The sequence below is a fragment of the Streptomyces sp. NEAU-YJ-81 genome (genome assembly GCF_017592595.1).
GTDB classification, from domain to species: domain Bacteria; phylum Actinomycetota; class Actinomycetes; order Streptomycetales; family Streptomycetaceae; genus Streptomyces; species Streptomyces hygroscopicus_B.
The window spans coordinates 149,934-173,043 of the sequence record NZ_JAGFNO010000013.1 but is presented as its reverse complement, the minus strand read 5'-3'; the positions used below and the strand labels follow the sequence as shown (position 1 = coordinate 173,043).

Here is a 23,110-nt window from a genome sequence, read left to right as displayed (position 1 = left end):
GGCCTCATAGCGTCTCGTGCGCAGGAGAGACTAAGCGGTTGCTCACTCCCGGGGCCGGGACGGTGAGCCGCCATCGATGCGAGGGAGAACCCGCATGTCCACCACCGAGCAGCGCGTTGCCATCGTTACGGGCGCGGCCCGCGGCATCGGCGCGGCGACCGCCGTGCGCCTGGCCGAGGAGGGTCGCGTCGTCGCCGTGCTCGACCTCGACGAGGGGTCCTGCGCGGACACCGTGGAGAAGATCACCGAGGCGGGCGGCAAGGCCATCGCCGTGGGCTGCGATGTGTCGGACGCCGAGCAGGTCGAGGCCGCCGTCGCGCGTGTCGCCGAAGAGCTCGGCGCGCCGACGATCCTGGTCAACAACGCGGGCGTGCTCCGCGACAATCTGCTCTTCAAGATGAGCGAGTCCGACTGGGACACCGTGATGAACGTGCATCTGCGGGGCGCGTTCCTGATGTCGCGCGCCTGCCAGAAGCACATGGTGGACGCCGGCTTCGGGCGGATCGTCAACCTCTCCAGCAGCTCGGCGCTGGGCAACCGCGGCCAGGTCAACTACTCCGCGGCCAAGGCCGGAATGCAGGGCTTCACCAAGACCCTCGCCATCGAGCTCGGCAAGTTCGGCGTCACCGCCAACGCAGTGGCGCCCGGGTTCATCGCCACCGACATGACCGCCGCGACCGCCCAGCGCGTCGGCATGGGCTTCGACGACTTCCAGAAGGCCGCCGCGAGCCAGATCCCGGTGCAGCGGGTCGGCGAGCCCGGCGACATCGCCAACGCGGTCGCCTTCTTCACCGGCGAGGCGGCCGGTTTCGTCTCCGGCCAGGTCCTGTACGTGGCCGGCGGCCCGCTCAACTGATCAGGAGTCACCCACCAGATGACCGCGCAGATACAGGACAGCGGCAAGACCGCGCTCATCACCGGGGCGAGCCGGGGAATCGGCTACGCCATCGCCGAGGCGATGGTGGCCCGCGGCGACCGGGTGTGCATCACCGGGCGCAACGAGGACGCGCTCAAGGAGGCCGTGGAGCGGCTCGGGCCCGACCGTGCGATCTACGCCGCCGGGAAGGCCCATGACCAGGCTCACCAGGCGGCCGCCGTCGAGCGGACGATGGAGGCGTTCGGGCGGATCGACCACCTGGTCAACAACGCCGGCACCAACCCGGTCTACTCGCCCATCGCCGATCTCGACCTCGATGTGGTCCGTAAGGTCTTCGAGACCAACGTCGTCTCGGCACTGGGCTTCGCCCAGCGGACCTGGAAGGCATGGCAGCAGGAGAACGGCGGCACGATCGTCAACATCGCCTCGCTCGCGGGGATGTCGTCCTCGCCGTTCATCGCGGCGTACGGCGTCAGCAAGGCCGCCATGATCAACCTCACGGTGCAGCTCGCCCAGGAGTTCGCCCCGCGGGTGCGGGTCAACGCCATCTCGCCGGCGGTGGTGAAGACCAAGTTCGCCACCGCCCTCTACGAGGGGCGGGAGGAGGAGGCCGCCGCGGCCTATCCGCTGAAGCGGCTCGGCGCGCCGGAGGACATCGGGGGCGCGGCCGCGTTCCTCACCTCCGACCAGGCGGCGTGGGTCACCGGCCAGACGCTCGTCGTGGACGGCGGCATCCTCCTGGGTGCTGGGATCGGCTGACCGGCGCCCGGTCCGACCCCGCGCCATGGGCACGCAGGTCGGTGCCCGGGGCCACATGGGGCTGGGCACCGCGGGCCGGTGCCCGGTCCACATGAGGCGTTGTCAGCGGCCGCCGGTAGGTTCTGTGCCGTAGACGGAACACGACCGGAGGTTGTAGACGTGCCCTATGTGCTGCCCGAGTCCTGGCGCGGGGTCCTCGGCGAGGAGCTGGAGAAGCCCTATTTCAAGGAGCTCCACGAGTTCGTCGAGGAGGAGCGGGACAAGGGGCCGGTGTACCCGCCGCGCGAGGAGGTGTTCGCCGCCCTGGAGGCCACGCCGTTCGACCAGGTGAAGGTGCTCGTCCTCGGGCAGGACCCGTACCACGGCGAGGGTCAGGGCCACGGTCTGTGCTTCTCGGTGCGGCCGGGCGTCAAGACCCCGCCGTCGCTGCGGAACATCTTCAAGGAGATGAAGGAGGAGCTCGGCCACCCGGTGCCCGACAACGGCTATCTGATGCCGTGGGCGCGGCAGGGTGTGCTGCTGCTCAACGCGGTGCTGACGGTCCGGGGCGGCGAGGCCAACTCCCACAAGAGCAAGGGGTGGGAGAAGTTCACCGACGCGGTGATCCGCGCGGTGGCCTCGCGCCCCGATCCGGCCGTCTTCGTGCTCTGGGGGAATTACGCCCAGAAGAAGCTGCCGCTGATCGACGCGTCGCGGCATGCGGTGGTGAAGGGGGCGCACCCGTCCCCGCTGTCGGCGAAGAAGTTCTTCGGCTCGCGCCCCTTCACCCATATCGACGAGGCGGTCAAGGCCCAGGGACACACCCCGATCGACTGGCGGATCCCGGACCTCGGCGCCTGACCGGACCACACGGCTAGAGCGTGTAGTCGAAGCTGTAGGGGATCTCGGTCTCCCCGCGTACGGCGGCGAAGGTGCCCGATCCGGTGAGCCCGGTCAGCTCGCCGGTGCCGGATCCGGGCACCACCTCGAAGGTGCAGTGGACGGTGGCGTCCTCGCCCCAGCTGCCGTGCTGCAGTACGACGAAGCTGCCCGCGCGCCCGTCGAGGGTGCCGGTCAGCAGCTCGTAGCCGCAGCAGACGCCGGTCTTCTCGGACAGATAGGTGATCGCGTAATCGCAGCTCGTCCGCGGTGCCTCGATGCCGCCCGAGAAGGCGTTCGTCACCACGGCCTGAGCCAGCTTCGCGCCGCCGTCCTGGGCCTCTTCGAGGGCGGTCTCCTTCCAGTCGGCGTAGGTGAAGTGGCCGGTGGTGTGCGTGGTCATGGCGGGTCCTTTCAGGGGCCGGTCAGGGGCTGATCAGGGGCCGGATCGGCTGTCGATCGGCTGTGGAAGCCACTCTGGCCGCCGTACCTGACATCTTTTGTCAGGTACGGCGGCCACAATGGACCGCATGCGCGCCGACCGCCTTCTCTCGCTGCTTCTGCTGCTGCAGAACCGGGGCCGGATGACCGCGCCCGAGCTCGCCGCCGAGCTGGAGGTCTCGGTGCGCACCGTCTACCGCGATGTGGAGGCGCTGAGCGCGTCCGGTGTGCCGGTGTACGCAGACCGCGGCCCGGCCGGGGGCTACCGGCTGCTCGACGGCTACCGCACCCGGCTGACCGGGCTCACCGGCGACGAGGCCGACTCGCTCTTCCTCGCCGGGATGCCGGGCCCGGCCGCCGAGCTGGGCCTGGGCGCCGACCTCACCACCGCCCAGCTCAAGCTGCGGGCCGCGCTCCCGGCCGAGCTGGGGGAGCGCTCCCGCCGCATCCAGGAGCGCTTCCACCTCGACGCGCCGGGCTGGTTCCGGGACGCCGAGCCGGTGCCCCATCTGGCGGCGGCCGCCGAGGCCGTATGGGAGCTGCGGGTCCTGCGGGTGCACTACCGCCGCTGGCGCGGCGAGGTGCGGCGGGAGCTGTGCCCGCTGGGCCTCGTCCTCAAGGGCGGCATCTGGTACCTGGTGGCGAGGGTCGAGGACACCGTGCGCAGCTACCGGGTCTCCCGGATCCTCGCCGCCGAGGTGCTGGAGGAGGTCTTCGAACGGCCCGCCGGGTTCGACCTCGCCGCCTACTGGGAGGAGTCGTCCCGCCGCCTGGAGTCCTCGCGCTTCCAGGGCGAGGCCGAACTCCTGCTCTCCGAACGCGGGGTGAAGCTGCTCCCGATGCAGTTCGGGGCGGTGGGCACGGAGGCGGTGGCCGCGGCGGGCCCGCCCGACGACCGGGGGCGCCGGCGTGTCGTCCTCCCCGTGGAGTCGCTGCCGGTCGCGGTCCACGACATGCTGCGGCTGGGCACCGACGCCGAGGTGCTGGGGCCGCCCGAGCTGCGGTCGGCCCTCGCCCGCGCCGTCGCCGAACTGGCCCGCCGCTACGGCGCACCGAAGGACGACACCCCCGAGGCCCCGCCGAACCACGACACGCCGAACGGGGCCGGGCGAACGGTGCATGATCCGCAGGACACCCCCTAGCTTCGCTCGAAGGACGGGAGGCCGCGATGACGGAAGCGCAGCGGGAGGCGCCCAAGGGCGATGCCGTACTGACCCGGATCGGGCAGGCGGTCATGCTGCACCGGGGCGGTGACCGGGAGGAGGCCCGCAATCGCCTCGCCGCGCTGTGGCAGGAGATCGAACGGGACGGCGCCCCCTTCCACCGCTGCGCCCTCGCCCACTATCTGGCGGACACCCAGGACGATCCGCTCGACGAGCTGATCTGGAACCTGCGGGCGCTCGCCGCTGCCGACGGGCTCACCGGTGCCCTGGCGCCGCGTGCGTTCTTCCCCTCCCTCCACCTCAATGTGGCCACCGGCTACCTGAAGCTGGGCCAGGAGGAGGCGGCCCGGGGCCAGTTGGCGCTTGCGCGTGCGGCCGCCGGTGCGCTCGGCGAGGACCCGTACGGCGACGGGGTACGGGCCGCCATTCTGCGGCTGACGCTGGCTCTGGAAGGCGCCGTCGAGGACTAGAGGCCGACCAGAGGCTGACCACAGGCCGGAGGCTCCGGCCGCTGTCGCTGCCGCTGCCGTGGCGACGGCTACTCGGCCGCTCCGTCGCGGGTGCGCTGGTAGTGGCGCCTGGCCTTCATCCTGTTGCCGCAGACCGCCATCGAGCACCAGCGGGCCTTGTTGGTCTTGCTGCGGTCGAGGAGGAAGCGCCGGCACTCCGGGTTGGCGCACGGGCGCAGCCGCCCGGACATCGTCTCCCGTAGCGCGCTCCAGGCCATCACCGCCTCCACCGCCATCCGGCGCTCCTCCGGGGCGTCGAGCTCCCAGGACACCCCCTCGGAGGAGACCCCGGGGCGGGAGGTGACCCCGTCGAGCAGCGGAGCCAGTGAAGCGGCCGATCGGCCGCCGCGCACCACGTCCTGCAGCGCGTCCCGGGCCCGCAGGAGCCAGGCGTGCTCCTCCGCGGTGCCGCTGCCGCCGTGCGCCTGCTGCCAGGGCCCCGCCGTTTCCGGATCCGCAAGCTGGTCCTGGACGACCCCGCGGACCACCGGTGTGCTGTTGAGGAGTTCCAGCAGCGTGTCCTGCTGCTCCTTCGTGGTCACCATGACACGTCCTAACCGTTTTGCCTCGCGTGACAGGTTAGCGCAGCGTGCGAGCGGTTGTGCCGGGTGCCGGGTACCGGGTGCCGGGTGCCGGGCCGCTATGCGGTAGCGGCGCCTCGGTGTCGACCGCACTGGCCGACGGCCGCGGACGGGCGGAGGCTGGAATCAGGGCGCCGCTGTACGGAGGCGGCGACCCGGGATTCAACCTAACCCTCTAAGTCTCCTTGACTGGTTATCCTCGGCGTGCTCCACTGAGTTATGTAACCACTGAAGCCGCGTAGAAAGGTTAGAGTGATGACTGCCGTAGTCCACCACCGCACCGCCACCGTCGACGGCCTGGAGGTCTTCTACCGGGAGGCCGGCGACCCCCAGGCGCCCGTCGTGGTGCTGCTGCACGGCTTTCCGACCAGCTCGCATATGTTCCGCCACCTGATCCCGGCGCTCGCCGACCGGTATCGCGTCATCGCCCCCGACCACATCGGGTTCGGCCAGTCGGCGATGCCCTCCCTGAAGGACTTCCCCTACACCTTCGACGCCCTCACCCAGGTCACCTCGGGTCTGCTGCGGAGCCTGGGTGTCGACCGGTTCGCGATGTACGTACAGGACTACGGCGCCCCCATCGGCTGGCGGCTCGCGCTGCGCGACCCGGACCGCATCACCGCGATCATCACCCAGAACGGCAACGCCTACGTCGACGGCTTCGTCAAGCCGTTCTGGGACGGTGTGTTCGCCTACGCCGAGGCCCCCGGACCGGAGACCGAGGCCCCCATGCGCGGCGCCCTGACCGCCGAAATCACGCGCTGGCAGTATCTGAACGGAGTCGCCGACCCCACCCTGGTCAGCCCCGACAACTGGGTGCACGACCAGGCGCTCCTGGATCGGCCCGGCAACGACGAGATCCAGCTCAAGCTCTTCCGCGAGTACCCCACCAACGTGGACCTCTACCCGCGGGTCCAGCAGTACTTCCGCGACTCCCGGGTCCCGCTGCTGGCGGTCTGGGGCGCCAATGACGAGATCTTCGGCCCGGCGGGCGCGGAGGCGTTCGGCCAGGACCTGCCCGACGCCGAGATCCACCTGCTCGACTCCGGGCACTTCGCCCTCGAAAGCCATCTGCAGCCCATCACCGACTACATCCGCGATTTCCTCGGCCGCGTCCTGGTCTGACCCTCCCGGGTGCCGGGATCGCGGCGTTCGGATGCGGTCCCGGGGCCTTCGCGGCGCCGTCGGCGCGGCCCGGATGACACTCGTCGCATACGATTTAGGTGCATAGTTCTGTTATGTGGCCATGTGGGGAGGCGTGCCATGGATGGCATCGCTGATCTGGGCGGCACCCCGGGATGGGGTCCCGTTCATCCGCCGAGGCGCGATGAACCGGTCTTCGAGGAGCCCTGGCAGGGCCGGGCCTTCGCGCTGACCAGTCTCTCCGGCCGTATCGCCTTCGGCGGCGTCAACCTGGACGCCTTCCGGCACGCGCTCGAGCGCCTGGACCGCGCCGCCTACCTGGACGACGGCTACTACGGGCGCTGGCTGAACGGCGCGGAGCTGATGCTCACCGACAGTGCCGTCCTCGCGCCGGGCGCGATCCACGCCCGCGCTCGCAACCTGCGGGGCGAGCACGTGGAGGAGCCGCCGATCCCCGAGCCCGCCGTGCCCGACTACGCGCCCACGGCCGAGGGCTCGCTGCGCCCGGTGGACACCGCTCCCGCCTTCGCTGTCGGCGAGCGGGTGCGGACCAAGTCGATGTCGGTGCCCGGGCACACCCGGCTGCCGGGCTATGCGCGGGGACACACCGGAGTCGTCGAGGCCGTCCAGCCCGCCTTCGTACTGCCGGACACCAACGCCCACTTCCAGGGCGAGAACCCGCAGTACGTCTACTCGGTGCGCTTCGACTCACGCGAGCTGTGGGGCGCCGACGCCGAGCCCTTCGCGGTCACCGCCGAGCTGTTCGAGAACTACCTGGAGGCCACCTCATGACCACCACCGACGGCGGACCGGGCGGGGCCCCTCCCGTGGCCCTGCGCACCGAGGCGCTCGAGCAACTGCTCACCGAGCGGGGCCTGATCGACCCGAAGGTGATGAACGAGATCATCACCACCTACGAGACCAACGTGGGCCCGCTCAACGGCGCCAAGGTCGTCGCCAGGGCGTGGACCGACCCGGAGTACCGGCGGCGGCTGCTCCAGGACGGCACCGCGGCCATCGAGGAGCTCGGCTTCTCGGGGCGGCAGGGCGAGCACATCGTCGTCGTGGAGAACACCGCGACCACCCACCACGTGGTGGTGTGCACGCTGTGCTCCTGCTACCCGTGGCCGGTCCTCGGCCTGCCACCGAGCTGGTACAAGGACCCCGCCTACCGCGCACGCGTGGTCAAGGAACCCCGTACGGTGCTGTCCGAGATGGGCCTCGAACTCGGCGACGACGTACGGATCACCGTCCACGACTCCACCAGCGAGGTGCGCTGGCTGGTGCTGCCCGAGCGGCCGGCCGGTACCGAGCACCTCTCCGAGGAACAGCTCGTGCCGCTGGTGACCCGGGAGGCGATGGTCGGCGTGGCCAAGGTGGCGGCGCCATGACCGCGCCGCTGGACATCGAGGGCCCGGCCGCACCACCGCGCTCCAACGGCGAGTTGGTGTTCGCCGAGCCCTGGGAGAGCCGCGCCTTCGGCATGGCCGTCAGCCTGTACGAGGCGGGCGCGTTCACCTGGCCGGAGTTCCAGGCCGCGCTGATCGCCCGGATCGCGGCCTGGGAGGCCGCGGCGGCACCCGACGAGCCGTATCACTACTACCGGCTCTGGCTGGCCGCCCTGGAGGACACGCTCGCCGGCCGGTGCGCTGTGACCGTGGACGAAGTCACCGCGCGCACCCTCGCCCTGGCGCAACGCCCCCCGGGCCACGACCACCGCGACGGACACGACCACGGCCACGATCACGCGCACCACCACGCCCACTGACCCCGGGGCGCCCTCGAAGCGTGCCTATTCGCCGGTGACGCCGTCGATCCGTTCGCGTATGAGGTCGGCGTGGCCGTTGTGGCGGGCGTACTCCTCGATCATGTGCAGGTAGATCCAGCGCAGGTTGTAGTCCCCGCGGCCGGGACGGGTGACGACATCGTCCAGGGAGCGGCCCGCGGCGGCCTCCTTCGCCTTGGCGATCTCGTCCCGCCAGATGGCGAAGGCACTCTCCGCCGTGTCCCCCTCGGTGACGTGGAACTCCCCGTCCGGGTCCTCCTCGCTGTACCAGATCGGCGGCGTGTCCTCGTGGGCCAACACTCGCCGGAACCAGCTCCGCTCGACCTCGGCCATATGCCGTACGAGGCCGAGCAGGGTCAGCTCGGACGGCGGCGCCGACGCCTCGCGCAGTTGCTTGTCGTCCAGCCCCTCGCATTTGAGGGCGAGGGTCGCGCGGTGGAAGTCCAGCCACCCCTCCAGGCTGGTGCGTTCATCTGCGGTCCGGGGCGCTTCATGGCGTTCTGTGGTCGTCATGGCGGTCATGATGGCGGTCCGGTCGCCCGGCCCGCCACGCGTTATTCGTTCAGCATCCCGCGCAGCAGCTCCGCGATGCCGGTGCGCAGCGTCGCGCGGTCGGGTACGGCGTCGTGGTCGGCTCCCGCGGCGCAGCTGAACATCAGCCCCTCGCACCAGGCGACCAGCGACCGCGCGTGCCGCCGGGGCTCGGTGGAGCCCAGTGCCGTCATCATCGCCTCGAGCGGCTCCCGGAAGCCACGCCCCGTCGCGTCGTAGAACTCCCGCAGCTCGGGGCGGCGGGTCGCCTCCAGTGCGAGCTCGTAGCGGGCGATCAGCAGCTCGCGCTGGGCGGTGAGCGAGCGGTGCAGGGCGAGCGAGAGCGCGTCGGCCGGCTCGGCGATCGGATCGGCCCCGTCCGGCGCCGCCTCGGCCGAGCGCGGCATCTCATCCGGCGTCAGCACCTCCGCCTCCCGCTGGGCCAGCCGCCGGACCGCCGCCTTGAGGAGGGCGGCGCGGGTCCGGGCGTGGTTCGAGGTCGAGCCGAGCGGCAGCCCGGCCGCCTCGTCCACCGCACGGTGTGTCAGTCCCCGCATCCCGCGCTCGGCCAGCAGCCCCAGGGCGGTGTCGGCGATCAGCTCGGCACGGGAGGCGGCGGACGCGGCCGGTGCGGAGACGGACGCGGCCGATGCGGAGGCGGCGGTTCGATCAGCGGTCATGGGGCCAACCTAAGCCCATCCGCCGCCCGCACTACAAATGTAGTAACGTAATGAGTACTACACCTGTAGTTGCCTTGGAGGAGTCATGCAGCAGCCCCGTGCCGTCGTCATCGGTGCCGGAGTCGGCGGGCTCACCGCCGCCGCGGCCCTGCACCGCCGCGGCTGGTCCCTCACCGTCCTGGAGCGGGCCGCCCGCCTCGAGCCCGTCGGCGCCGGTATCTCGCTCGCCCCCAACTCCCAGCGCGCCCTGGACGCCATCGACCTCGGCGACGACGTCCGCGCGCTCGCCGCCTGGCAGGGCGGCGGCGGACTGCGCACCCCCGGCGGGCGCTGGCTCTCCCGGATGGACAGCGCGGCGACGGCCGAGCGCTTCGGCGGTCCGCTGGTCCTCCTCCACCGGGCCACCCTCGTCGACCTGCTCGTCTCCCGGCTGCCCGAGGGCGTGGTCCGCACCGGGGCCGCCGCCCGGCTGGCCGACCCCGGCGGCGCCGGCCGCCCGGCCCGGGTCACCACCGAGGACGGCACGTACGAGGCGGACCTCGTCATCGGAGCCGACGGCATCGACTCGGCCGTCCGCCGCACGCTCTTCCCCGACCACCCCGGGCCCCGCTACGCCGGATTCACCACCTGGCGTGTCGTCATCCCCGACCCCGGCCGGCCGTTCGAGCCCCATGAGACCTGGGGGAGGGGCCGGATCTGGGGCACCCAGCCCCTCAAAGACGGCCGGGTCTACGCCTACGCGGCGGCCGTCGCCCCGCCCGGCGGCCACGCCCCCGACGACGAGAGGTCCGAACTGCTGCGGCTCTACGGCGACTGGCACCGGCCCGTCCCCGACGTCCTGGCCGCCGCCGCGCCCCAGGACGTGCTGCGCCATGACATCCGGTACATGGCCGAGCCCCTGCCCGCCTACCACCGGGGCCGGGTCGCCCTCCTCGGCGACGCCGCCCATGCGATGGCCCCCACGATGGGGCAGGGCGGCAACCAGGCCATCGAGGACGCCGTCGTCCTCGCCCACCATCTGGCCCCCCACACCGCCGACCCCTCCGCCGCCCTGGCCGCCTACACCCACGACCGGCTGCCCCGCACGATGGACGTGGTGCGCCGCTCGGCGCGCACCGCCCGCATGGTCACCCTCACCAGCGCCCCGGCCGTCGCCCTCCGCGACGCCGCCATCGCCGCCGTCGGCCGCCTCGTCCCCGGTCTTGCCCTCCGCTCCTTCGACGGCATCGCCGACTGGCATCCGCCCACCCGCACGTATCCTTCGGGGGGCACAGCTCCTTCGGGGGCACGGCCGAAGGCATGACCGAGGATTGCGGGGAGCACATATGAGGGTCGGCTGCGTCGGGCTCGGCGACATCGCGCAGAAGGCGTATCTGCCCGTGCTCATGGCCCGCCCCGGCCTGGAGCCGCATCTGCACACCCGCACCCCCGCCACCCTCCAGCGGGTCGCCGACACCTATCGCGTCCCGGACGCCCAGCGCCACGCCGACCTCGACTCGCTGCTCGCGGCCGGGCTCGACGCCGCCTTCGTGCACGCCCCGACCGACGCCCACGCCGACCTCGTCACCCGGCTGATCGAGGCCGGGGTGCCCACCTACGTCGACAAGCCGCTCGCGTACCACCTCGCCGACAGCGAGCGGATCGTGCGGCTCGCCGAGGAGCGCGGGGTGAGCCTGATGGTCGGCTTCAACCGGCGTTACGCGCCCGGCTACGCACAGTGCCTGGACCACCCGCGCGATCTGATCCTGCTGCAGAAGAACCGCGTCGGCCTCGCCGAGGACCCGCGCACCCTGGTGCTGGACGACTTCATCCACGTCGTCGACACGCTGCGCTTCCTCGCGCCCGGGCCGGTGGACCACATCGATGTGCGCGCCAGGATCCGCGACGGGCTGATACACCATGTGCTGCTGCAGCTGTCCGGGGACGGATTCACCGCGCTCGGCGTGATGAACCGGATGAGCGGCTCCACCGAGGAGGTCCTGGAGGTCTCCGGCCAGGACACCAAGCGGCAGGTGCTCAACCTCGCCGAGGTCATCGACCACAAGGGCCAGCCGAGCGTGCGCCGCCGGGGCGACTGGGTGCCGGTGGCGCGGCAGCGCGGAATCGAGCAGATCACCGACGCCTTCCTGGACGCGGTGCGCTCCGGGCGGCGGATCGGCGCCGAGGACCCGCTGCGCACCCATGAGCTGTGCGAACGGGTCGTCAGGGACGCCCTGGAGTCGGCTGGTCTGTCCGCTGGTCCGACGGCCGGTCCGTCCGCCGTCTGAGCGCCCGGCCTCCCTCGGCCGCGCAGAAGACGGCGAGCGCCGCCATCGCCCCGTACACCGGCCAGGGCCCGATCCGCACATACGGGCTCGTGCCCTGCCCCAGCGGCACCGTGTAGACGGTGGCCGCGCTGGCGTCGGTGGACATCCGCGGCCCCACCGGCTCGCCGCGCGGCCCGAATACCGCACTCTCCCCGGTCAGCGTGGCATGCACCATCGGCCGCCAGGTCTCGGCGGCGCGCAGCGCGGCGAGCGAGGCGTGCTGCTCGGGAGCCCAGCTCCCCTGGAAGGTCGAGGTCGAGGACTGGACGACGAGCATCTGCGCCCCGTCCCGCGCCAGGTTCCGGCTCATGTCCGGGAACGCCGACTCGAAGCACACCAGCGGCCCGATCCGCAGGGCGTCCGGGAGCTTCATCACCACCGGCTCGGTACCCCGGTGGCGGTCCTCACCGGCCGCCTTGCCCACCGAGGTGGCCCAGCCCAGCAGCGGCCGGGCCGGGATGTACTCCCCGAAGGGGACCAGCCGCATCTTGTCGTAGCGCTGCCCCGTCGGGCCGTTCGGCCCGATCAGCACCGAGCTCTTGTAGATCCCGGGCATATCGCCGCGCCGCGCGTCCACGTTGACCAGCAGATCCGCGCCGACCGTCCGGGACAGCCCGGCCAGCCGCCGGCCCAACTCCGGATGGGTGGTCAGATCCTGGGCCACGCTGCTCTCGCCCCACACCACCAGATCGACATGGCGGTCGGCCAGCTGCCGGGTCAGCTCCGCGCTGCGCTCGAAGCGCGGCCCCGGCCCCTGGATGACCCCCGGCTGCACCACCGCGATCCGTACCGTCCCGGGTTCCTTGGCCTGTGGCACCCAGGCCCACGCCCCGGCCGCCGCCGCGCCGCACGCGGTGAGCCCGGCCAGCGCCACCGTACGGGCCCGGGCCACCGCGATCAGCACGGTCACCGCGACATTCACCACGACCAGCAGAAGGCCGAGCAGCCATACCCCGCCCACCGAGGCCAGTCGCAGCGCGGGCGCCACCTGCCATTGGCTCGCGCCCAGCAGCCCCCAGGGCCCGCCGAGGTACTGCCAGGACCGGACCAGCTCGGCCATCAGCCATACGGACGGCAGCAGCACCAGCGCCGCCGCCACCCGCCCGGGACCCGGGCGGCCGTGCAGCAGCCGGTGTGTCAGCCACCCCCAGGGCACCCACAACAGCCCCAGCAGCAGCGCCAGTATCACGATGAACACATGCAGGCTCGGCATCAGCCAGTGGTGCACCGCGAGCAGGAACCCGGCGCCGCCGAGCCAGCCGTCCAGCATCGCGCGGCGTGCGGTGGGCGCCGCGCGCACCAGCAGCAGCCAGGGCACCAGGGCGACATACGCCCACCACCACAGCGAGGGCTCGGGAAAGGCCGGCGCGGGCAGCGCGCCCGCCAGCAGCGCCATCGCGCCGCGCCACCACGGGGAGGCGAGCCGCCGCCCCCACAGATCCCCGCCGCCGACCGGCCTCCGCACCTCGGGCGCCCCCCTCCTGTTGGCACAGGGCCAGTGTGCGGGAGTCAGCCGATCATGAATAGGGCGGGGGTGCGCCGGAGCGTGCTTCATGCCGGTTCCGGGAGGTCTTGTTCGGCCCAGATGAGCTTGCCGCCCTCGGTGTAGCGGGTCCCCCAGCGGCGGGTCAGCTGGGCGACGAGGAACAGCCCGCGGCCGCCCTCGTCGGTGGTGCGGGCGTGGCGCAGCCGCGGTGAGGTGCTGCTGGTGTCGGCGACCTCGCAGATCAGCACGTCGTGCCGGATCAGCCGCAGCCGGATGGGGCCGATGCCATGGCGGATGGCGTTGGTGACCAGCTCGCTGACGATCAGTTCCGTGGTCGTCATCACCTCCTCCAGACCCCACTCGGCGAGCTGGCGCATCGCCAGGGAGCGGGCGCTGGCGACGACGGCCGGATCGCAGGGCAGGTCCCAGGAGACGACATGTCCGGCGCCCAGAGCGCGCGTACGGGCCAGCAGCAGGGCCACATCGTCGGTCTGCGGGGAGGTCAGCAGGGTGTCGATCACCATGGAGCAGAGCTCCTCCAGCGGCAGCGTGGTCTGGCCGAGGGCGTTGCTCAGCCGGCCGAGACCGACGTCGATGTCCTGGTTGCAGGTCACGATGAGCCCGTCGGTGTAGAGGGCGATCAGGCTTCCGGCGGGCAGCGCCAGCTCCGCCGACTCGAACGGCAGCGACCCGAGGCCCAGCGGGGGACCGGCGGGCAGTGCGGGGAAGGAGACCTCGCCCGAGGGGTCCACGATCGCGGGGGTCGGGTGTCCGGCCCGCGCCATCGTGCACCGCTGGGTGACCGGGTCGTAGATCGCGTACAGACACGTGGCGCCCAGCACCGCGGCCGCCACGCCCTCCTGTCCGGTCTCCTCCTCGGTGAGCCGGATGACCAGGTCGTCGAGGTGGGCCAGCAACTCCTCGGGCGGCAGGTCCATATCGGCGAGCGTGTGCACGGCGGTGCGCAGACGCCCCATGGTGGCGGCGGCGTTGATGCCGTGCCCGACCACATCGCCGACCACCAGCGCCACCCGGGCACCGGACAGCGGGATCACATCGAACCAGTCGCCGCCGACTCCGTTGCGCGCGTCCGTGGGGAGGTAGCGCGAGGCCACCTCGACGGCCTGGCCGCCGCTCAGGGCGTGCGGCAGCAGACTGCGCTGGAGGGCCAGCGCGGCGGCGTGCTCACGGCTGTAGCGGCGGGCGTTGTCGATGTTCAGCGCGGCCCGGGCGACCAGCTCCTCGGCGAGCAGCAGATCGTCCTCCTCGAACGGGTCCGGATGGCGGGAGCGGACGAACGAGGCCACGCCCAGGAGGGCGCCGCGCGCCCCGATCGGCGCCACCATCAGCGACCGCATCCCGAACTCGCGCACCTTCGCCGTCCGCGCCGGATCGTCCCCGGACCAGGCGCTGATGGCGCTGTCCATCACGGGGTCGAGCAGGGCCTCCCCGGAGAAGAAGCAGCAGGCGAAGGGGGATGTGGCGGAGATGGCGACCGCGTCCCCGGGCCTCGCGATGGACTCCGGGCAGCCCTCCCGGATCGATGCCTGACCGGCGCGGCGGAAGGCGGGCAGGGTGTCGCCGGTGGGCTCCATGGGCTCCTCGCCGCGCAGTACGGAGTTCAGCAGATCGACGGTGACGAAGTCGGCGAGCCGCGGCACCGCGAAGTCGGCCAGCTCCTGGGCGGTGCGCATGACGTCCAGGGTGCTGCCGATGTTCGCGCTGGCCTCGTTGAGCAGCGCCAGCCGCTCCCGGGCCCGCCAGCGGTCGGTGACGTCGATGCCCATGTAGCACACGCCCACTGGACGGCCCTCGGCGTTGTCCAGGCGGAAGAAGGAGGTCGAGTACGCGTGCTCGCGGTGCGGATGGGCCATCGTCCAGCCCCGGTACTCGTAGTCGATCACCGGCCTGCCGGTCTTCAGCACCTGCCGCATCTGCGCTTCGAGCGCCTCGGTGTCCAGCCCCGGCAGGCACTCCGCCATCCGGCGCCCCATCCGCTGCTCGCGCGGCAGCCCGCCGTAGCGCTCCAGCGTGTCGTTCATCCACACGTACCGCAGATCCGGGCTGAGCACGGCCATCCCGATCGGCGACCGGGTGAGGAACGCCTGGAGCAGCGAGCCGCTGAGCGCCCAGGCCGGGACGGAGCCCACATCGATCCCGGAGACCAGCCAGGAGACATCGCCGCCCGGATTGCGCATCGCGCCCACCCGCAGCCCCACCTCGATCCGGCGGCCGTCCCGGTGCCGGAGCCGCCCCAGGCCGCCCCAGCCGTCGTGCGCCTCACACCAGGAGCCGATCGTCTCGGCCTGCGCCGCGTCCTCGGGCGCCACCAGCAGCATCCTGGCCGGCTGCTTCATCGCGTCGGCCGCCGGATAGCCGAGAAGTCTCTCCGCCGCCGGGGTCCAGCCGATGATGATCCCCGTGGCGTCGATCAGCGCCGAGGCCGCATCCGCCATGTCGAACGGGACATGTGTCTCGGTCGGCGCGATTCCCTCGGGGATGGCCATCGCACCCGTCCCATCTGCGGATACATTTCCCTTAATACTATGACTTCTGTGCCTCCCCGGTGGTGAGCCGTGCGACGACGAGTGCGCTGATCCCGCGTGCCTCGGCCGGCGGGGGCGGCTCCTCTGGTCATACCTGGTTGCCCCACAGGGAGCGGTTGTCGACATTGGCCCGGGTCACCAGCGGGGCGGGCGGCTGATCCTCCAAATTGCCGCCGGGCAGCCGGACGATGGTGCTGTCGTGGCGGGTCGGCCCCACCTTGAAGGGCTTCCTGGCCATGGCCTGCTTGATGTAGCGCATGGCGTAGACGGCGTAGAGGTTCGCCGGCTGGGAGACGGTGGCGTCGATGAGACCCTTGCGGATCGCGGCCAGCTCCTGCGGGATCCCGTCGTTGGACACGATGGTGATGTGGCCGCGGCGGCCCACCGGGACCAGGGCATGGTGGCTCTGGAGGGTGCGCAGGGTGGGCGCCAGATAGACGCCGCCGGCCTGGAGGTAGATGCCCTTGATGCCGGGGTGGGCGCTGTAGAGGGCCTCCAGCCCGGCCGCCGCCCGTTCCGCCTGCCAGGCCGCGGGGATGTCCAGGACCTTGATGTCCGGGTAGTGCCGCGCCATGCAGCGGTCGAAGGCGGCCGTGCGGTCCCGGCCGTTGGCCGAGGCCAGATCGCCCTGGATCTGCACCACCGTGCCCCGCCGCACGGCGCCGCCGAGGCTCCGGCACGCCTTGACGCCGTACGCGCGGTTGTCGGCCCGCACCACGATGGCGACCTTGCCCCGGTCGGGGGCCATATCGACGGCGACGACCGGCACATGGGCGCGCTGGGCGGCGTTGAGGCCGGGGCCGATGGCGGCGGAGTCGATCGGGGAGACGACCAGGCCCTTGACCTCCTGGGCCAGCAGATTGTCGATATCGGTGATCTGTTTGCTCGGATCGTTATTGGAGTTGACCGTCGGCAGGATCCGCACGCCCGCCTTGGCGGCCTGCTTCGGGATGTCGTCGTTGTACGCCTCCCAGAAGGGCGAGGTCAGCAGCGGCAGCACCACGCCGACCCGGTCCGGGTCCGCCTCGCCGCCGCAGCCCGCGGCGGCCGGGCCGCACAGCAGGAGAAGGGCCGCGGTGGCGCTGGTGAGGCGGTGGCGCATGGTGCTCTCGGCTCCTGAATCCGGCTCGGTGGAACGGTCCCGGACGCCGCGCCTTGGTCGTCGGCCGCGGGCTCAACGGTCTTCGGCGGTCGGGATGAATACCCCATATCAACACAGAACGGTCGGCGAGGAGGGGAAAGTCGACCCTTGACAACCCTCCGGTGTACGCCTGAGGATCACCGCGTGAACTTGTCAGACAGCCAGACAGGTGGTTCAGGATTCGACTTCCCTCGCCGCATCAGCGCGATGGAAGCGGTTCTCACCCATCTCCGCGAGGCGATCGAGCGCGGCGACTACGCGGTGGGGGACAAACTCCCCTCCGAGGCGGAGCTGTGCCGTCGCCTGGAGGTCAGCCGGCCGGTGCTCCGCGAGGCCCTGCGGGCCCTGCAGACCATGGGGCTGACCGCCTCACGCACCGGCAAGGGCACCTTCGTCATCTCCAGCGGGCCGGTGGAGGATCCCACCTTCGGCGACTACGCCGCAAGTGACCTCCTGGAGGTGCGCCGGCACGTCGAGATCCCGGTGGCGGGCTACGCGGCCCTGCGCCGCTCCGCCGAGGACCTCGACCACCTGTCCCATCTGCTGGAGCGGATGGAGCGGGAGACCGACACCACCGCATGGGTGGCGATGGACACGCTGTTCCACCTCGCCGTCGCCCAGGCGGCCCGGAATCCGGTCTTCCGTCGGGTCATCGAGGAGATCCGCGATGCCCTGGCCCGGCAGTCGGCATTTCTCAATGAGCTCGGCGGCCGCCGAGAGCAGTCGAACCGAGAGCACCGGGCGATCGTCGAGGCGCTCGCCGACGGGTCCGAGCACGACGCGGTGGAAGCGATGACCCACCACCTCGAACGCGTGGAGACCACCCTGACCTCCATCGTTCGGCCCGCCACGGCGGACGACCGGACGACAGTACCGACGGAAGGCGGACAGCAGGCGTGAGCGAGCAGTCCCTCCGGCAAGAAGATCGCCAACAGCAACAGGCCGGGCACCCCGCGCATGTGGACGCGGGCGACGCCGGTTACAGCAAGTCCCTCAAGGCCCGGCATGTCAACATGATCGCCATCGGCGGCGCGATCGGCACCGGCCTCTTCCTCGGCGCCGGCGGGCGGCTCAAGGACGCCGGGCCGTCACTGGCCGTGGCGTACGCGGTCTGCGGCATCTTCGCCTTCCTGGTGGTGCGCGCCCTGGGTGAGCTGGTGCTGCACCGGCCGTCCTCCGGGGCGTTCGTCTCCTACGCCCGTGAGTTCCTCGGCGAGAAGGGTGCCTTCGTCGCCGGCTGGATGTACTTCCTGAACTGGGCCACCACCGGGGTCGCCGACATCACCGCCGTTGCGACCTACACCCACTACTGGGGGATGTTCACCGAGATCCCCCAGTGGGTGATCGCCCTGATCGCGCTCGCCGTGGTGCTCACGGTCAACCTGATCTCGGTGAAGATCTTCGGTGAGCTGGAGTTCTGGTTCGCGATCATCAAGGTCGGCGCGCTCGTCGTCTTCATGGCGATCGGCATCTTCCTGCTGGTCACCCGCGAGCAGGTGGCCGGCACCAGCACCGGCCCCAGCCTGATCACCGACCACGGCGGCGTCTTCCCGCACGGTGTGCTGCCGATGCTGCTGGTCATCCAGGGCGTCGTCTTCGCCTACGCCTCCGTGGAGCTGGTCGGCGTGGCCGCCGGTGAGACCGAGAACCCCGAGAAGATCATGCCCAAGGCGATCAACTCCATCATGTGGCGCGTGGGCCTGTTCTACGTCGGCTCCGTGGTGCTGCTCTCGATGCTGCTGCCCTCCGACTCCTACTCGGGTGACCAGAGCCCCTTCGTCACCGTGCTGTCCAAGATCGGTGTTCCGGCGGCCGGCGGCGTGATGAACCTCGTCGTGCTCACCGCCGCGATGTCCAGCCTCAACTCCGGTCTCTACTCCACCGGCCGGATCCTGCGCTCGATGTCGATGTCCGGCTCCGCGCCCAAGTTCACCGGCGTCATGAGCCGTACCCAGGTGCCCTACGGTGGCATCCTCCTCACCGCCTTCTTCTGTGTGCTGGGCGTGGGCCTGAACTATGTGGTGCCGGACAAGGCGTTCGAGATCGTCCTCAACTTCGCCGCGATCGGCATTCTCTCGACCTGGGCCGTGATCATGCTCTGTCATCTGCTGTTCTGGCGGCGCGCCCAGGCAGGCCAGCTCACCCGCCCCGGCTACCGGCTTCCCGGCTCCCCGTACACCGAGATCGTCACCCTGGGCTTCCTGGCCTCCGTCCTGGTCCTGATGTGGGCGGACGGCGGACCGAGCCGACTCACCGTGATGGCGCTTCCGGCGATCCTGGCGGCGCTGGTCATCGGCTGGTTCGCGTCCCGCGGCCGGGTGAAGGACCCCCGGTGAGCGCCCGCCGGTGAACCTATGCCGGTGAACTCACACTGAGGAATCGTTTCTCCGGGCGGCCGTGGCCACCCCTCGGCCGCCCTGCCCCTCCACCACCTCCTGGAGGAATCCCACCCCGTGAACACCCCCGACCACGAGAGCACCACCATGAACACCCCCCTCGGACGGACCCTCGACGCGACCCGCCGCACCCCGGCCGAGCCCCCCGCCCTCCGTGAACCCCGCCATGTGCCGCTCGCCCATGTCGTACGCGGCGGGGTCATCGAGGGCGTCCACCACGGTTCGGTCGTCGTCCTGGCCGCCGACGGCCGGGTCGAGTTCCAGGCCGGCGACATCGACGTGGCCTTCTATCCGCGCTCGGCGCTCAAGCCCGTCCAGGCCGTCGCCCTGCTGCGGGCCGGGCTGCCGCTGGACGGGGAGCTGCTGTCGCTCACCGCCGCCAGCCACTCCGGCCTGCGGCGCCATCTGGACGGAGCGCGCCGCATCCTCGACCAGGCCGGGCTCACCGAGGCCGATCTGCGCAACGTCCCCGACCTGCCGTACGGCGCCGCCGAGCGCGACGCCTGGCTGCGGGACGGCGGCGAGCCCACCCGGCTCGCCCAGAACTGCTCCGGCAAGCACGCAGCGATGCTGCTCACGGCCCAGCTTCGCGGTTGGCCACTTGAGGACTACCTCGACCCGGCCCAGCCGCTGCAGCGGCTGATCGCCGAGACCGTGGAGGACCTCACCGGACAGCGCGTCGCCCAGGTCTCGGTCGACGGCTGCGGCGCGCCGCTGTTCTCCGTCTCCCTGCGCGGGCTCGCGATGGCCGCCGCCCGGATCGCCTCGGGCGACATGGACACCCCCGAGGGCCGGGTCGCGGCCGCCCTGCGCGCCCACCCGGACATGGCGTCCGGCCCCGACCGTGACGTGGCCCGGCTGATGCGCGCGGTACCGGGCCTGATCGCCAAGGACGGCTTCGAAGGCGTACAGATCGCGGCGCTGCCCGACGGCCGCGCCGTCGCCGTGAAGATCGCCGACGGCGCGGACCGCGCCCGGATGCCGGTGACCGCCGCGGCCCTCGCCCACTGCGGGATCGACCCCGGTGTCCTCGCCGAATTCGCCACCACGCCGGTGTACGGCGGAGGGGCCGCCGTCGGCGGTGTGCACCCCACCGACGCCCTCGCCCCGCCCGCCGCCTGACCCTCCCACCTTCCCCGAGGAACCAAGGAAGACCGCACGCCATGACTGCCACCGGCTATCGCCGCGAACACGATCTGCTCGGCGACCGCGACGTCCCCGCCGACGCCTACTGGGGCATCCACACCCTGCGCGCCGGCGAGAACTTCCCCATCACCGGCACCTCCATCTCCGCCTATCCGCACCTGATCAGCGCCCTGGCCGCGGTCAAGGAGGCCGCTGCCCGCGCCAATGAGGACCTCGGGCTGCTCACCTCCGCCAAGGCCGACGCCATCGCCGCCGCCTGCCAGGAGATACGCCGGGGCGCCCTGCACGACCAGTTCACCGTCGATGTGATCCAGGGCGGCGCCGGGACCTCGACCAACATGAACGCCAACGAGGTGATCGCCAACCGGGCGCTGGAACTCCTCGGCCAGGAGAAGGGCGACTACGCCCACCTCCACCCCAACGAGGACGTCAACCTCAGCCAGTCCACCAACGACGTCTACCCGACCGCCGTCAACGTCTCCACGATCATCGCCGTCCGTGAGCTCCATACAGCCATGGAGACGCTGCGCCAGGCGTTCGCCGCCAAGGCCGAGGAGTTCCGCGACGTCCTCAAGATGGGGCGCACCCAACTGCAGGACGCGGTGCCCATGACGCTGGGCCAGGAGTTCTCGGCGTATGCCGTGATGCTGGAGGAGGACCAGAGCCGGCTGCTGGAAGCCGCCACTTTGGTGCATGAGATCAACCTCGGCGCGACCGCCATCGGCACCGGCCTCAACGCCCCCAAGGGCTACGCCGAGGCCGCCCGCCGCCACCTCGAGGCCATCACCGGACTGCCGCTGGTCACCGCCGCCAACCTGGTCGAGGCCACGCAGGACTGCGGCGCCTTCGTCCATCTGTCGGGCGTCCTCAAGCGCATCGCCGTCAAGCTCTCCAAGAGCTGCAACGACCTGCGGCTGCTCTCCTCGGGCCCGCGGGCCGGGCTCAACGAGATCAACCTGCCCCCGGTACAGGCCGGTTCCAGCATCATGCCCGGCAAGGTCAACCCGGTGATCCCCGAGGTGGTCAACCAGGTCGCCTTCGAGGTGATCGGCAACGACGTCGCCATCACGATGGCCGCCGAGGCCGGACAGCTCCAGCTCAACGCCTTCGAGCCGATCATTCTGCACTCCCTCTCCGAGAGCGTCACCCATCTGCGCGCCGCCTGCCTGGTGCTGGCCGAGCGGTGCGTCGCGGGCATCACCGCCAACACCGAGCGGCTGCGCACCTCCGTGGAGAACTCCATCGGCCTGGTCACCGCGCTCAACCCGTACATCGGCTACAGCGCGGCCACCAGCATCGCCAAGGAGGCGCTCGCCACGGGGCGCGGCGTGGCCGAACTCGTCCTGGAGAAGGGCCTGCTGCCGCCCGACCGGCTGGCCCAGGTGCTGCGCCCTGAAGAGATCGCCGGCAGTCGCTGAATCACTTGGAGGTTGATGAAACCTCTACATCAGGGGGTTGCCGCGCAACTGGGCGATGGCCGGGGCCGAGCTGAAGGGGAGCAGTTCGGCGGGGTGGTCCGGGCTCGCCACCTCGATGCGGACGCTGTCGGCGATCCGGTAGGGGCGGTGTGCCAGCACCGCCCCGATGCGCCCGCGCAGCCGGGACAGCGCGGCCCGTACCGTCACCGTCCGCGTCGGGTCCCCGAACAGGTCCTCGGCCAGTTGCGCGGCCGTACGCCCCTCGGGGTGCGCGGCGAGCAGCAGCAGCACCTCGGCCTGGCGGGCGCTGAGTTCATGCGTCCAGGCGCCCGACGGGCCCGAGAAGGTCAGGGTCCAGCGGTGCGGATGGCGTACGTCCAGCAGCAGATCGCCCCAGCCGGCCGGACCGCCCCCCTCGGCGGGCTCGCCGTCCAGCACCCGCAGCAGATGGCCGCCGGGCAGCGGCTCCACCGCGCACGCGCCGAGCGCCGGCAGCCAGACCGGCCCCTCGTACGGCGCCTTCGGCAGCAACAGCCGGCGCTCGCGCGGGGTCACCCCGGTGACCCCGGCGATCCAGCCGTGGTGATCGACCACGACGGCCTTGCCGCGGATCCGCGCCAGGAGCGGGGCGGCGACGGCGCGCAGGCCCTCCAGATCACGGCTGTGGGCGAGGCGCAGTTCGCCCTCGGCCCACCGGGCGGTCGCGGTGACCAGGGAGAGCACCGTCGGATGGGCGGTCCCGGCGGGGCCGCTGACGTCGATGACGCCCAGCAGCCGTCCGTCCCGCGGGTCGTGGACGGGGGCGGCGGCACAGCTCCAGGTGTGGAAGGCGCTCACGAAATGCTCCGCGGAATGCACCCGTACGGGGGACTTCACGGCCAGCGCGGTGCCGATTCCGCTGGTCCCGGCGACGTCCTCGGCCCAGTGCGAACCCTCCACGAGCGCGATGCCGTCGGCCTGCCGGCGGACGCCCCGATGGCCGTCGAGCCACAGGATCCGGCCCTCCGCATCGGCGATGATCATGATGTGGCCGGCCGCCTCCGCCGCCTCCAGCAGCCCGTTGTGCAGGGTGGGCAGCACCTCGGCGAGCCGGGTCTGCCGCCTCCGCAGCTCCAGTTCGTCCAGGCCCAGCGGCCGCGGGGCGCGGCCGCGATCCGGGTCGAGCCCCAGGCGCAGCATCCGGTCCCAGGAGGCGCCGATCACGGGGCGGGCGGGCAGCGGAAGCCGTCCCCGGCTCAGCGCCGCCTCGCGGATCACCGCCATGAGACGGGCCGATTCGGCGGGGCTCAGCGCGGCCAGGGGGCCGGTGTCGCGTGGGTGCTGGGAACGCATGGATGGCAGCC

The 23,110-nt window shown here is 71.8% G+C and carries 23 protein-coding genes; 15 read left to right on the top strand and 8 right to left on the bottom strand.

Annotated elements, in window-relative coordinates:
- Nucleotides 1-94: 94 nt before the first annotated feature.
- The 3 genes from fabG to J5X86_RS26645 all read left to right on the top strand — a co-directional run bounded on the left by fabG (nt 95) and on the right by J5X86_RS26645 (nt 2,476).
- Nucleotides 95-856, top strand: coding sequence for a 3-oxoacyl-ACP reductase FabG (gene fabG, locus J5X86_RS26655; RefSeq protein WP_078638886.1), 762 nt, complete (start codon nt 95-97; stop codon nt 854-856).
- Nucleotides 857-874: 18 nt separating this feature from the next.
- Entirely contained in the window at nt 875-1,636 is a 762-nt protein-coding gene (locus tag J5X86_RS26650) for an SDR family oxidoreductase (RefSeq protein ID WP_208519248.1), read from the top strand.
- Between the two features lie 159 nt (nt 1,637-1,795).
- Complete coding sequence (locus J5X86_RS26645) at nt 1,796-2,476, top strand: uracil-DNA glycosylase (protein WP_208519247.1); 681 nt, start codon at nt 1,796-1,798, stop codon at nt 2,474-2,476.
- Between the two features lie 13 nt (nt 2,477-2,489).
- Here the strand turns inward: J5X86_RS26645 and J5X86_RS26640 are convergent, their stop codons facing one another.
- Complete coding sequence (locus J5X86_RS26640; protein WP_208519246.1) at nt 2,490-2,897, bottom strand: DUF3224 domain-containing protein; 408 nt, start codon at nt 2,895-2,897, stop codon at nt 2,490-2,492.
- Nucleotides 2,898-3,015: 118 nt separating this feature from the next.
- On the opposite strand from J5X86_RS26640, the gene J5X86_RS26635 reads away from it, so the two are divergent.
- Together J5X86_RS26635 and J5X86_RS26630 are read left to right on the top strand one after the other, a co-directional pair.
- A complete protein-coding gene (locus tag J5X86_RS26635) occupies nt 3,016-4,077 on the top strand; it encodes a YafY family protein (RefSeq protein ID WP_208519245.1) in 1,062 nt (353 codons plus the stop codon).
- A gap of 26 nt (nt 4,078-4,103) precedes the next feature.
- Complete coding sequence (locus J5X86_RS26630; protein WP_208519244.1) at nt 4,104-4,568, top strand: hypothetical protein; 465 nt, start codon at nt 4,104-4,106, stop codon at nt 4,566-4,568.
- Nucleotides 4,569-4,636: 68 nt separating this feature from the next.
- On the opposite strand, the gene J5X86_RS26625 is transcribed toward J5X86_RS26630, so the two are convergent.
- Nucleotides 4,637-5,152 carry a CGNR zinc finger domain-containing protein gene (locus tag J5X86_RS26625; protein WP_208519243.1) on the bottom strand — a complete coding sequence of 172 codons (516 nt, stop codon included), beginning with the start codon at nt 5,150-5,152 and terminating at the stop codon, nt 4,637-4,639.
- 291 nt (nt 5,153-5,443) lie between these two features.
- Here J5X86_RS26625 and J5X86_RS26620 point away from each other — a divergent pair, with 291 nt between their 5' ends.
- The 4 genes from J5X86_RS26620 (at nt 5,444) to J5X86_RS26605 (ending at nt 8,099) form a co-directional block, all read left to right on the top strand.
- Nucleotides 5,444-6,313 carry an alpha/beta fold hydrolase gene (locus J5X86_RS26620; protein ID WP_208519242.1) on the top strand — a complete coding sequence of 290 codons (870 nt, stop codon included), beginning with the start codon at nt 5,444-5,446 and terminating at the stop codon, nt 6,311-6,313.
- Between the two features lie 138 nt (nt 6,314-6,451).
- Nucleotides 6,452-7,123 carry a nitrile hydratase subunit beta gene (gene nthB / locus J5X86_RS26615; protein ID WP_208519241.1) on the top strand — a complete coding sequence of 224 codons (672 nt, stop codon included), beginning with the start codon at nt 6,452-6,454 and terminating at the stop codon, nt 7,121-7,123.
- Entirely contained in the window at nt 7,120-7,722 is a 603-nt protein-coding gene (nthA, locus tag J5X86_RS26610) for a nitrile hydratase subunit alpha (protein WP_208519240.1), read from the top strand. Before nthB ends, nthA begins: the two co-directional genes overlap by 4 nt.
- Nucleotides 7,719-8,099 carry a nitrile hydratase accessory protein gene (locus tag J5X86_RS26605; RefSeq protein WP_208519239.1) on the top strand — a complete coding sequence of 127 codons (381 nt, stop codon included), beginning with the start codon at nt 7,719-7,721 and terminating at the stop codon, nt 8,097-8,099. The genes nthA and J5X86_RS26605 overlap by 4 nt, the downstream gene beginning before the upstream one ends.
- A 24-nt stretch (nt 8,100-8,123) precedes the next feature.
- On the opposite strand, the gene J5X86_RS26600 is transcribed toward J5X86_RS26605, so the two are convergent.
- Nucleotides 8,124-8,630 carry a DinB family protein gene (locus tag J5X86_RS26600; protein WP_208519238.1) on the bottom strand — a complete coding sequence of 169 codons (507 nt, stop codon included), beginning with the start codon at nt 8,628-8,630 and terminating at the stop codon, nt 8,124-8,126.
- A 41-nt stretch (nt 8,631-8,671) separates the two neighbouring features.
- Nucleotides 8,672-9,328 carry a TetR/AcrR family transcriptional regulator gene (locus J5X86_RS26595; protein WP_208519237.1) on the bottom strand — a complete coding sequence of 219 codons (657 nt, stop codon included), beginning with the start codon at nt 9,326-9,328 and terminating at the stop codon, nt 8,672-8,674.
- A gap of 85 nt (nt 9,329-9,413) precedes the next feature.
- On the opposite strand from J5X86_RS26595, the gene J5X86_RS26590 reads away from it, so the two are divergent.
- Both J5X86_RS26590 and J5X86_RS26585 read left to right on the top strand, forming a co-directional pair.
- Nucleotides 9,414-10,631, top strand: coding sequence for an FAD-dependent monooxygenase (locus J5X86_RS26590; protein WP_208519236.1), 1,218 nt, complete (start codon nt 9,414-9,416; stop codon nt 10,629-10,631).
- Between the two features lie 22 nt (nt 10,632-10,653).
- Nucleotides 10,654-11,595 (top strand): Gfo/Idh/MocA family protein, encoded by a 942-nt coding sequence (locus J5X86_RS26585; protein WP_208519235.1) that lies wholly within the window; start codon nt 10,654-10,656, stop codon nt 11,593-11,595.
- On the opposite strand, the gene lnt is transcribed toward J5X86_RS26585, so the two are convergent.
- The 3 genes from lnt to J5X86_RS26570 form a co-directional block, all read right to left on the bottom strand.
- Nucleotides 11,531-13,099, bottom strand: a complete 1,569-nt coding sequence (gene lnt / locus J5X86_RS26580) for an apolipoprotein N-acyltransferase (RefSeq protein ID WP_208519234.1) — start codon at nt 13,097-13,099, stop codon at nt 11,531-11,533. The two genes, J5X86_RS26585 and lnt, sit on opposite strands and share 65 nt — an antisense overlap.
- A gap of 86 nt (nt 13,100-13,185) precedes the next feature.
- On the bottom strand, nt 13,186-15,627 hold the full coding sequence (locus J5X86_RS26575; RefSeq protein ID WP_208519233.1) for a SpoIIE family protein phosphatase: 2,442 nt from the start codon (nt 15,625-15,627) through the stop codon (nt 13,186-13,188).
- Nucleotides 15,628-15,754: 127 nt separating this feature from the next.
- Nucleotides 15,755-16,768 (bottom strand): sugar ABC transporter substrate-binding protein, encoded by a 1,014-nt coding sequence (locus J5X86_RS26570; RefSeq protein WP_208519232.1) that lies wholly within the window; start codon nt 16,766-16,768, stop codon nt 15,755-15,757.
- 183 nt (nt 16,769-16,951) lie between these two features.
- Here J5X86_RS26570 and J5X86_RS26565 point away from each other — a divergent pair, with 183 nt between their 5' ends.
- The 4 genes from J5X86_RS26565 (at nt 16,952) to aspA (ending at nt 21,767) form a co-directional block, all read left to right on the top strand.
- Complete coding sequence (locus J5X86_RS26565; protein ID WP_208519231.1) at nt 16,952-17,707, top strand: FadR/GntR family transcriptional regulator; 756 nt, start codon at nt 16,952-16,954, stop codon at nt 17,705-17,707.
- The gene (locus J5X86_RS26560) at nt 17,704-19,143 is read left to right on the top strand and encodes an amino acid permease (RefSeq protein ID WP_208519230.1); all 1,440 of its coding nucleotides are present in this window, start codon (nt 17,704-17,706) and stop codon (nt 19,141-19,143) included. The genes J5X86_RS26565 and J5X86_RS26560 overlap by 4 nt, the downstream gene beginning before the upstream one ends.
- A gap of 147 nt (nt 19,144-19,290) precedes the next feature.
- Complete coding sequence (locus tag J5X86_RS26555) at nt 19,291-20,325, top strand: asparaginase (RefSeq protein WP_208519307.1); 1,035 nt, start codon at nt 19,291-19,293, stop codon at nt 20,323-20,325.
- 41 nt (nt 20,326-20,366) lie between these two features.
- Nucleotides 20,367-21,767 (top strand): aspartate ammonia-lyase, encoded by a 1,401-nt coding sequence (gene aspA, locus J5X86_RS26550; protein WP_078638868.1) that lies wholly within the window; start codon nt 20,367-20,369, stop codon nt 21,765-21,767.
- A gap of 24 nt (nt 21,768-21,791) precedes the next feature.
- Here aspA and J5X86_RS26545 read toward each other — a convergent pair whose 3' ends face one another.
- On the bottom strand, nt 21,792-23,099 hold the full coding sequence (locus J5X86_RS26545; RefSeq protein ID WP_208519229.1) for a GAF domain-containing protein: 1,308 nt from the start codon (nt 23,097-23,099) through the stop codon (nt 21,792-21,794).
- Nucleotides 23,100-23,110: the final 11 nt, after the last annotated feature.

Coding starts and splice junctions, on each gene's coding strand:
- J5X86_RS26620 (WP_208519242.1), top strand. CDS start 5,444: ATGACTGCCGTAGTCCACCACCGCACCGCCACCGTCGACGGCCTGGAG.
- nthA (WP_208519240.1), top strand. CDS start 7,120: ATGACCACCACCGACGGCGGACCGGGCGGGGCCCCTCCCGTGGCCCTG.
- J5X86_RS26555 (WP_208519307.1), top strand. CDS start 19,291: ATGAACACCCCCCTCGGACGGACCCTCGACGCGACCCGCCGCACCCCG.
- J5X86_RS26640 (WP_208519246.1), bottom strand. CDS start 2,897: ATGACCACGCACACCACCGGCCACTTCACCTACGCCGACTGGAAGGAG.
- J5X86_RS26605 (WP_208519239.1), top strand. CDS start 7,719: ATGACCGCGCCGCTGGACATCGAGGGCCCGGCCGCACCACCGCGCTCC.
- fabG (WP_078638886.1), top strand. CDS start 95: ATGTCCACCACCGAGCAGCGCGTTGCCATCGTTACGGGCGCGGCCCGC.
- nthB (WP_208519241.1), top strand. CDS start 6,452: ATGGATGGCATCGCTGATCTGGGCGGCACCCCGGGATGGGGTCCCGTT.
- J5X86_RS26590 (WP_208519236.1), top strand. CDS start 9,414: ATGCAGCAGCCCCGTGCCGTCGTCATCGGTGCCGGAGTCGGCGGGCTC.
- J5X86_RS26650 (WP_208519248.1), top strand. CDS start 875: ATGACCGCGCAGATACAGGACAGCGGCAAGACCGCGCTCATCACCGGG.
- J5X86_RS26575 (WP_208519233.1), bottom strand. CDS start 15,627: ATGGCCATCCCCGAGGGAATCGCGCCGACCGAGACACATGTCCCGTTC.
- J5X86_RS26595 (WP_208519237.1), bottom strand. CDS start 9,328: ATGACCGCTGATCGAACCGCCGCCTCCGCATCGGCCGCGTCCGTCTCC.
- J5X86_RS26600 (WP_208519238.1), bottom strand. CDS start 8,630: ATGACGACCACAGAACGCCATGAAGCGCCCCGGACCGCAGATGAACGC.
- aspA (WP_078638868.1), top strand. CDS start 20,367: ATGACTGCCACCGGCTATCGCCGCGAACACGATCTGCTCGGCGACCGC.
- J5X86_RS26625 (WP_208519243.1), bottom strand. CDS start 5,152: ATGGTGACCACGAAGGAGCAGCAGGACACGCTGCTGGAACTCCTCAAC.
- J5X86_RS26570 (WP_208519232.1), bottom strand. CDS start 16,768: ATGCGCCACCGCCTCACCAGCGCCACCGCGGCCCTTCTCCTGCTGTGC.
- J5X86_RS26585 (WP_208519235.1), top strand. CDS start 10,654: ATGAGGGTCGGCTGCGTCGGGCTCGGCGACATCGCGCAGAAGGCGTAT.
- J5X86_RS26545 (WP_208519229.1), bottom strand. CDS start 23,099: ATGCGTTCCCAGCACCCACGCGACACCGGCCCCCTGGCCGCGCTGAGC.
- J5X86_RS26635 (WP_208519245.1), top strand. CDS start 3,016: ATGGACCGCATGCGCGCCGACCGCCTTCTCTCGCTGCTTCTGCTGCTG.
- J5X86_RS26630 (WP_208519244.1), top strand. CDS start 4,104: ATGACGGAAGCGCAGCGGGAGGCGCCCAAGGGCGATGCCGTACTGACC.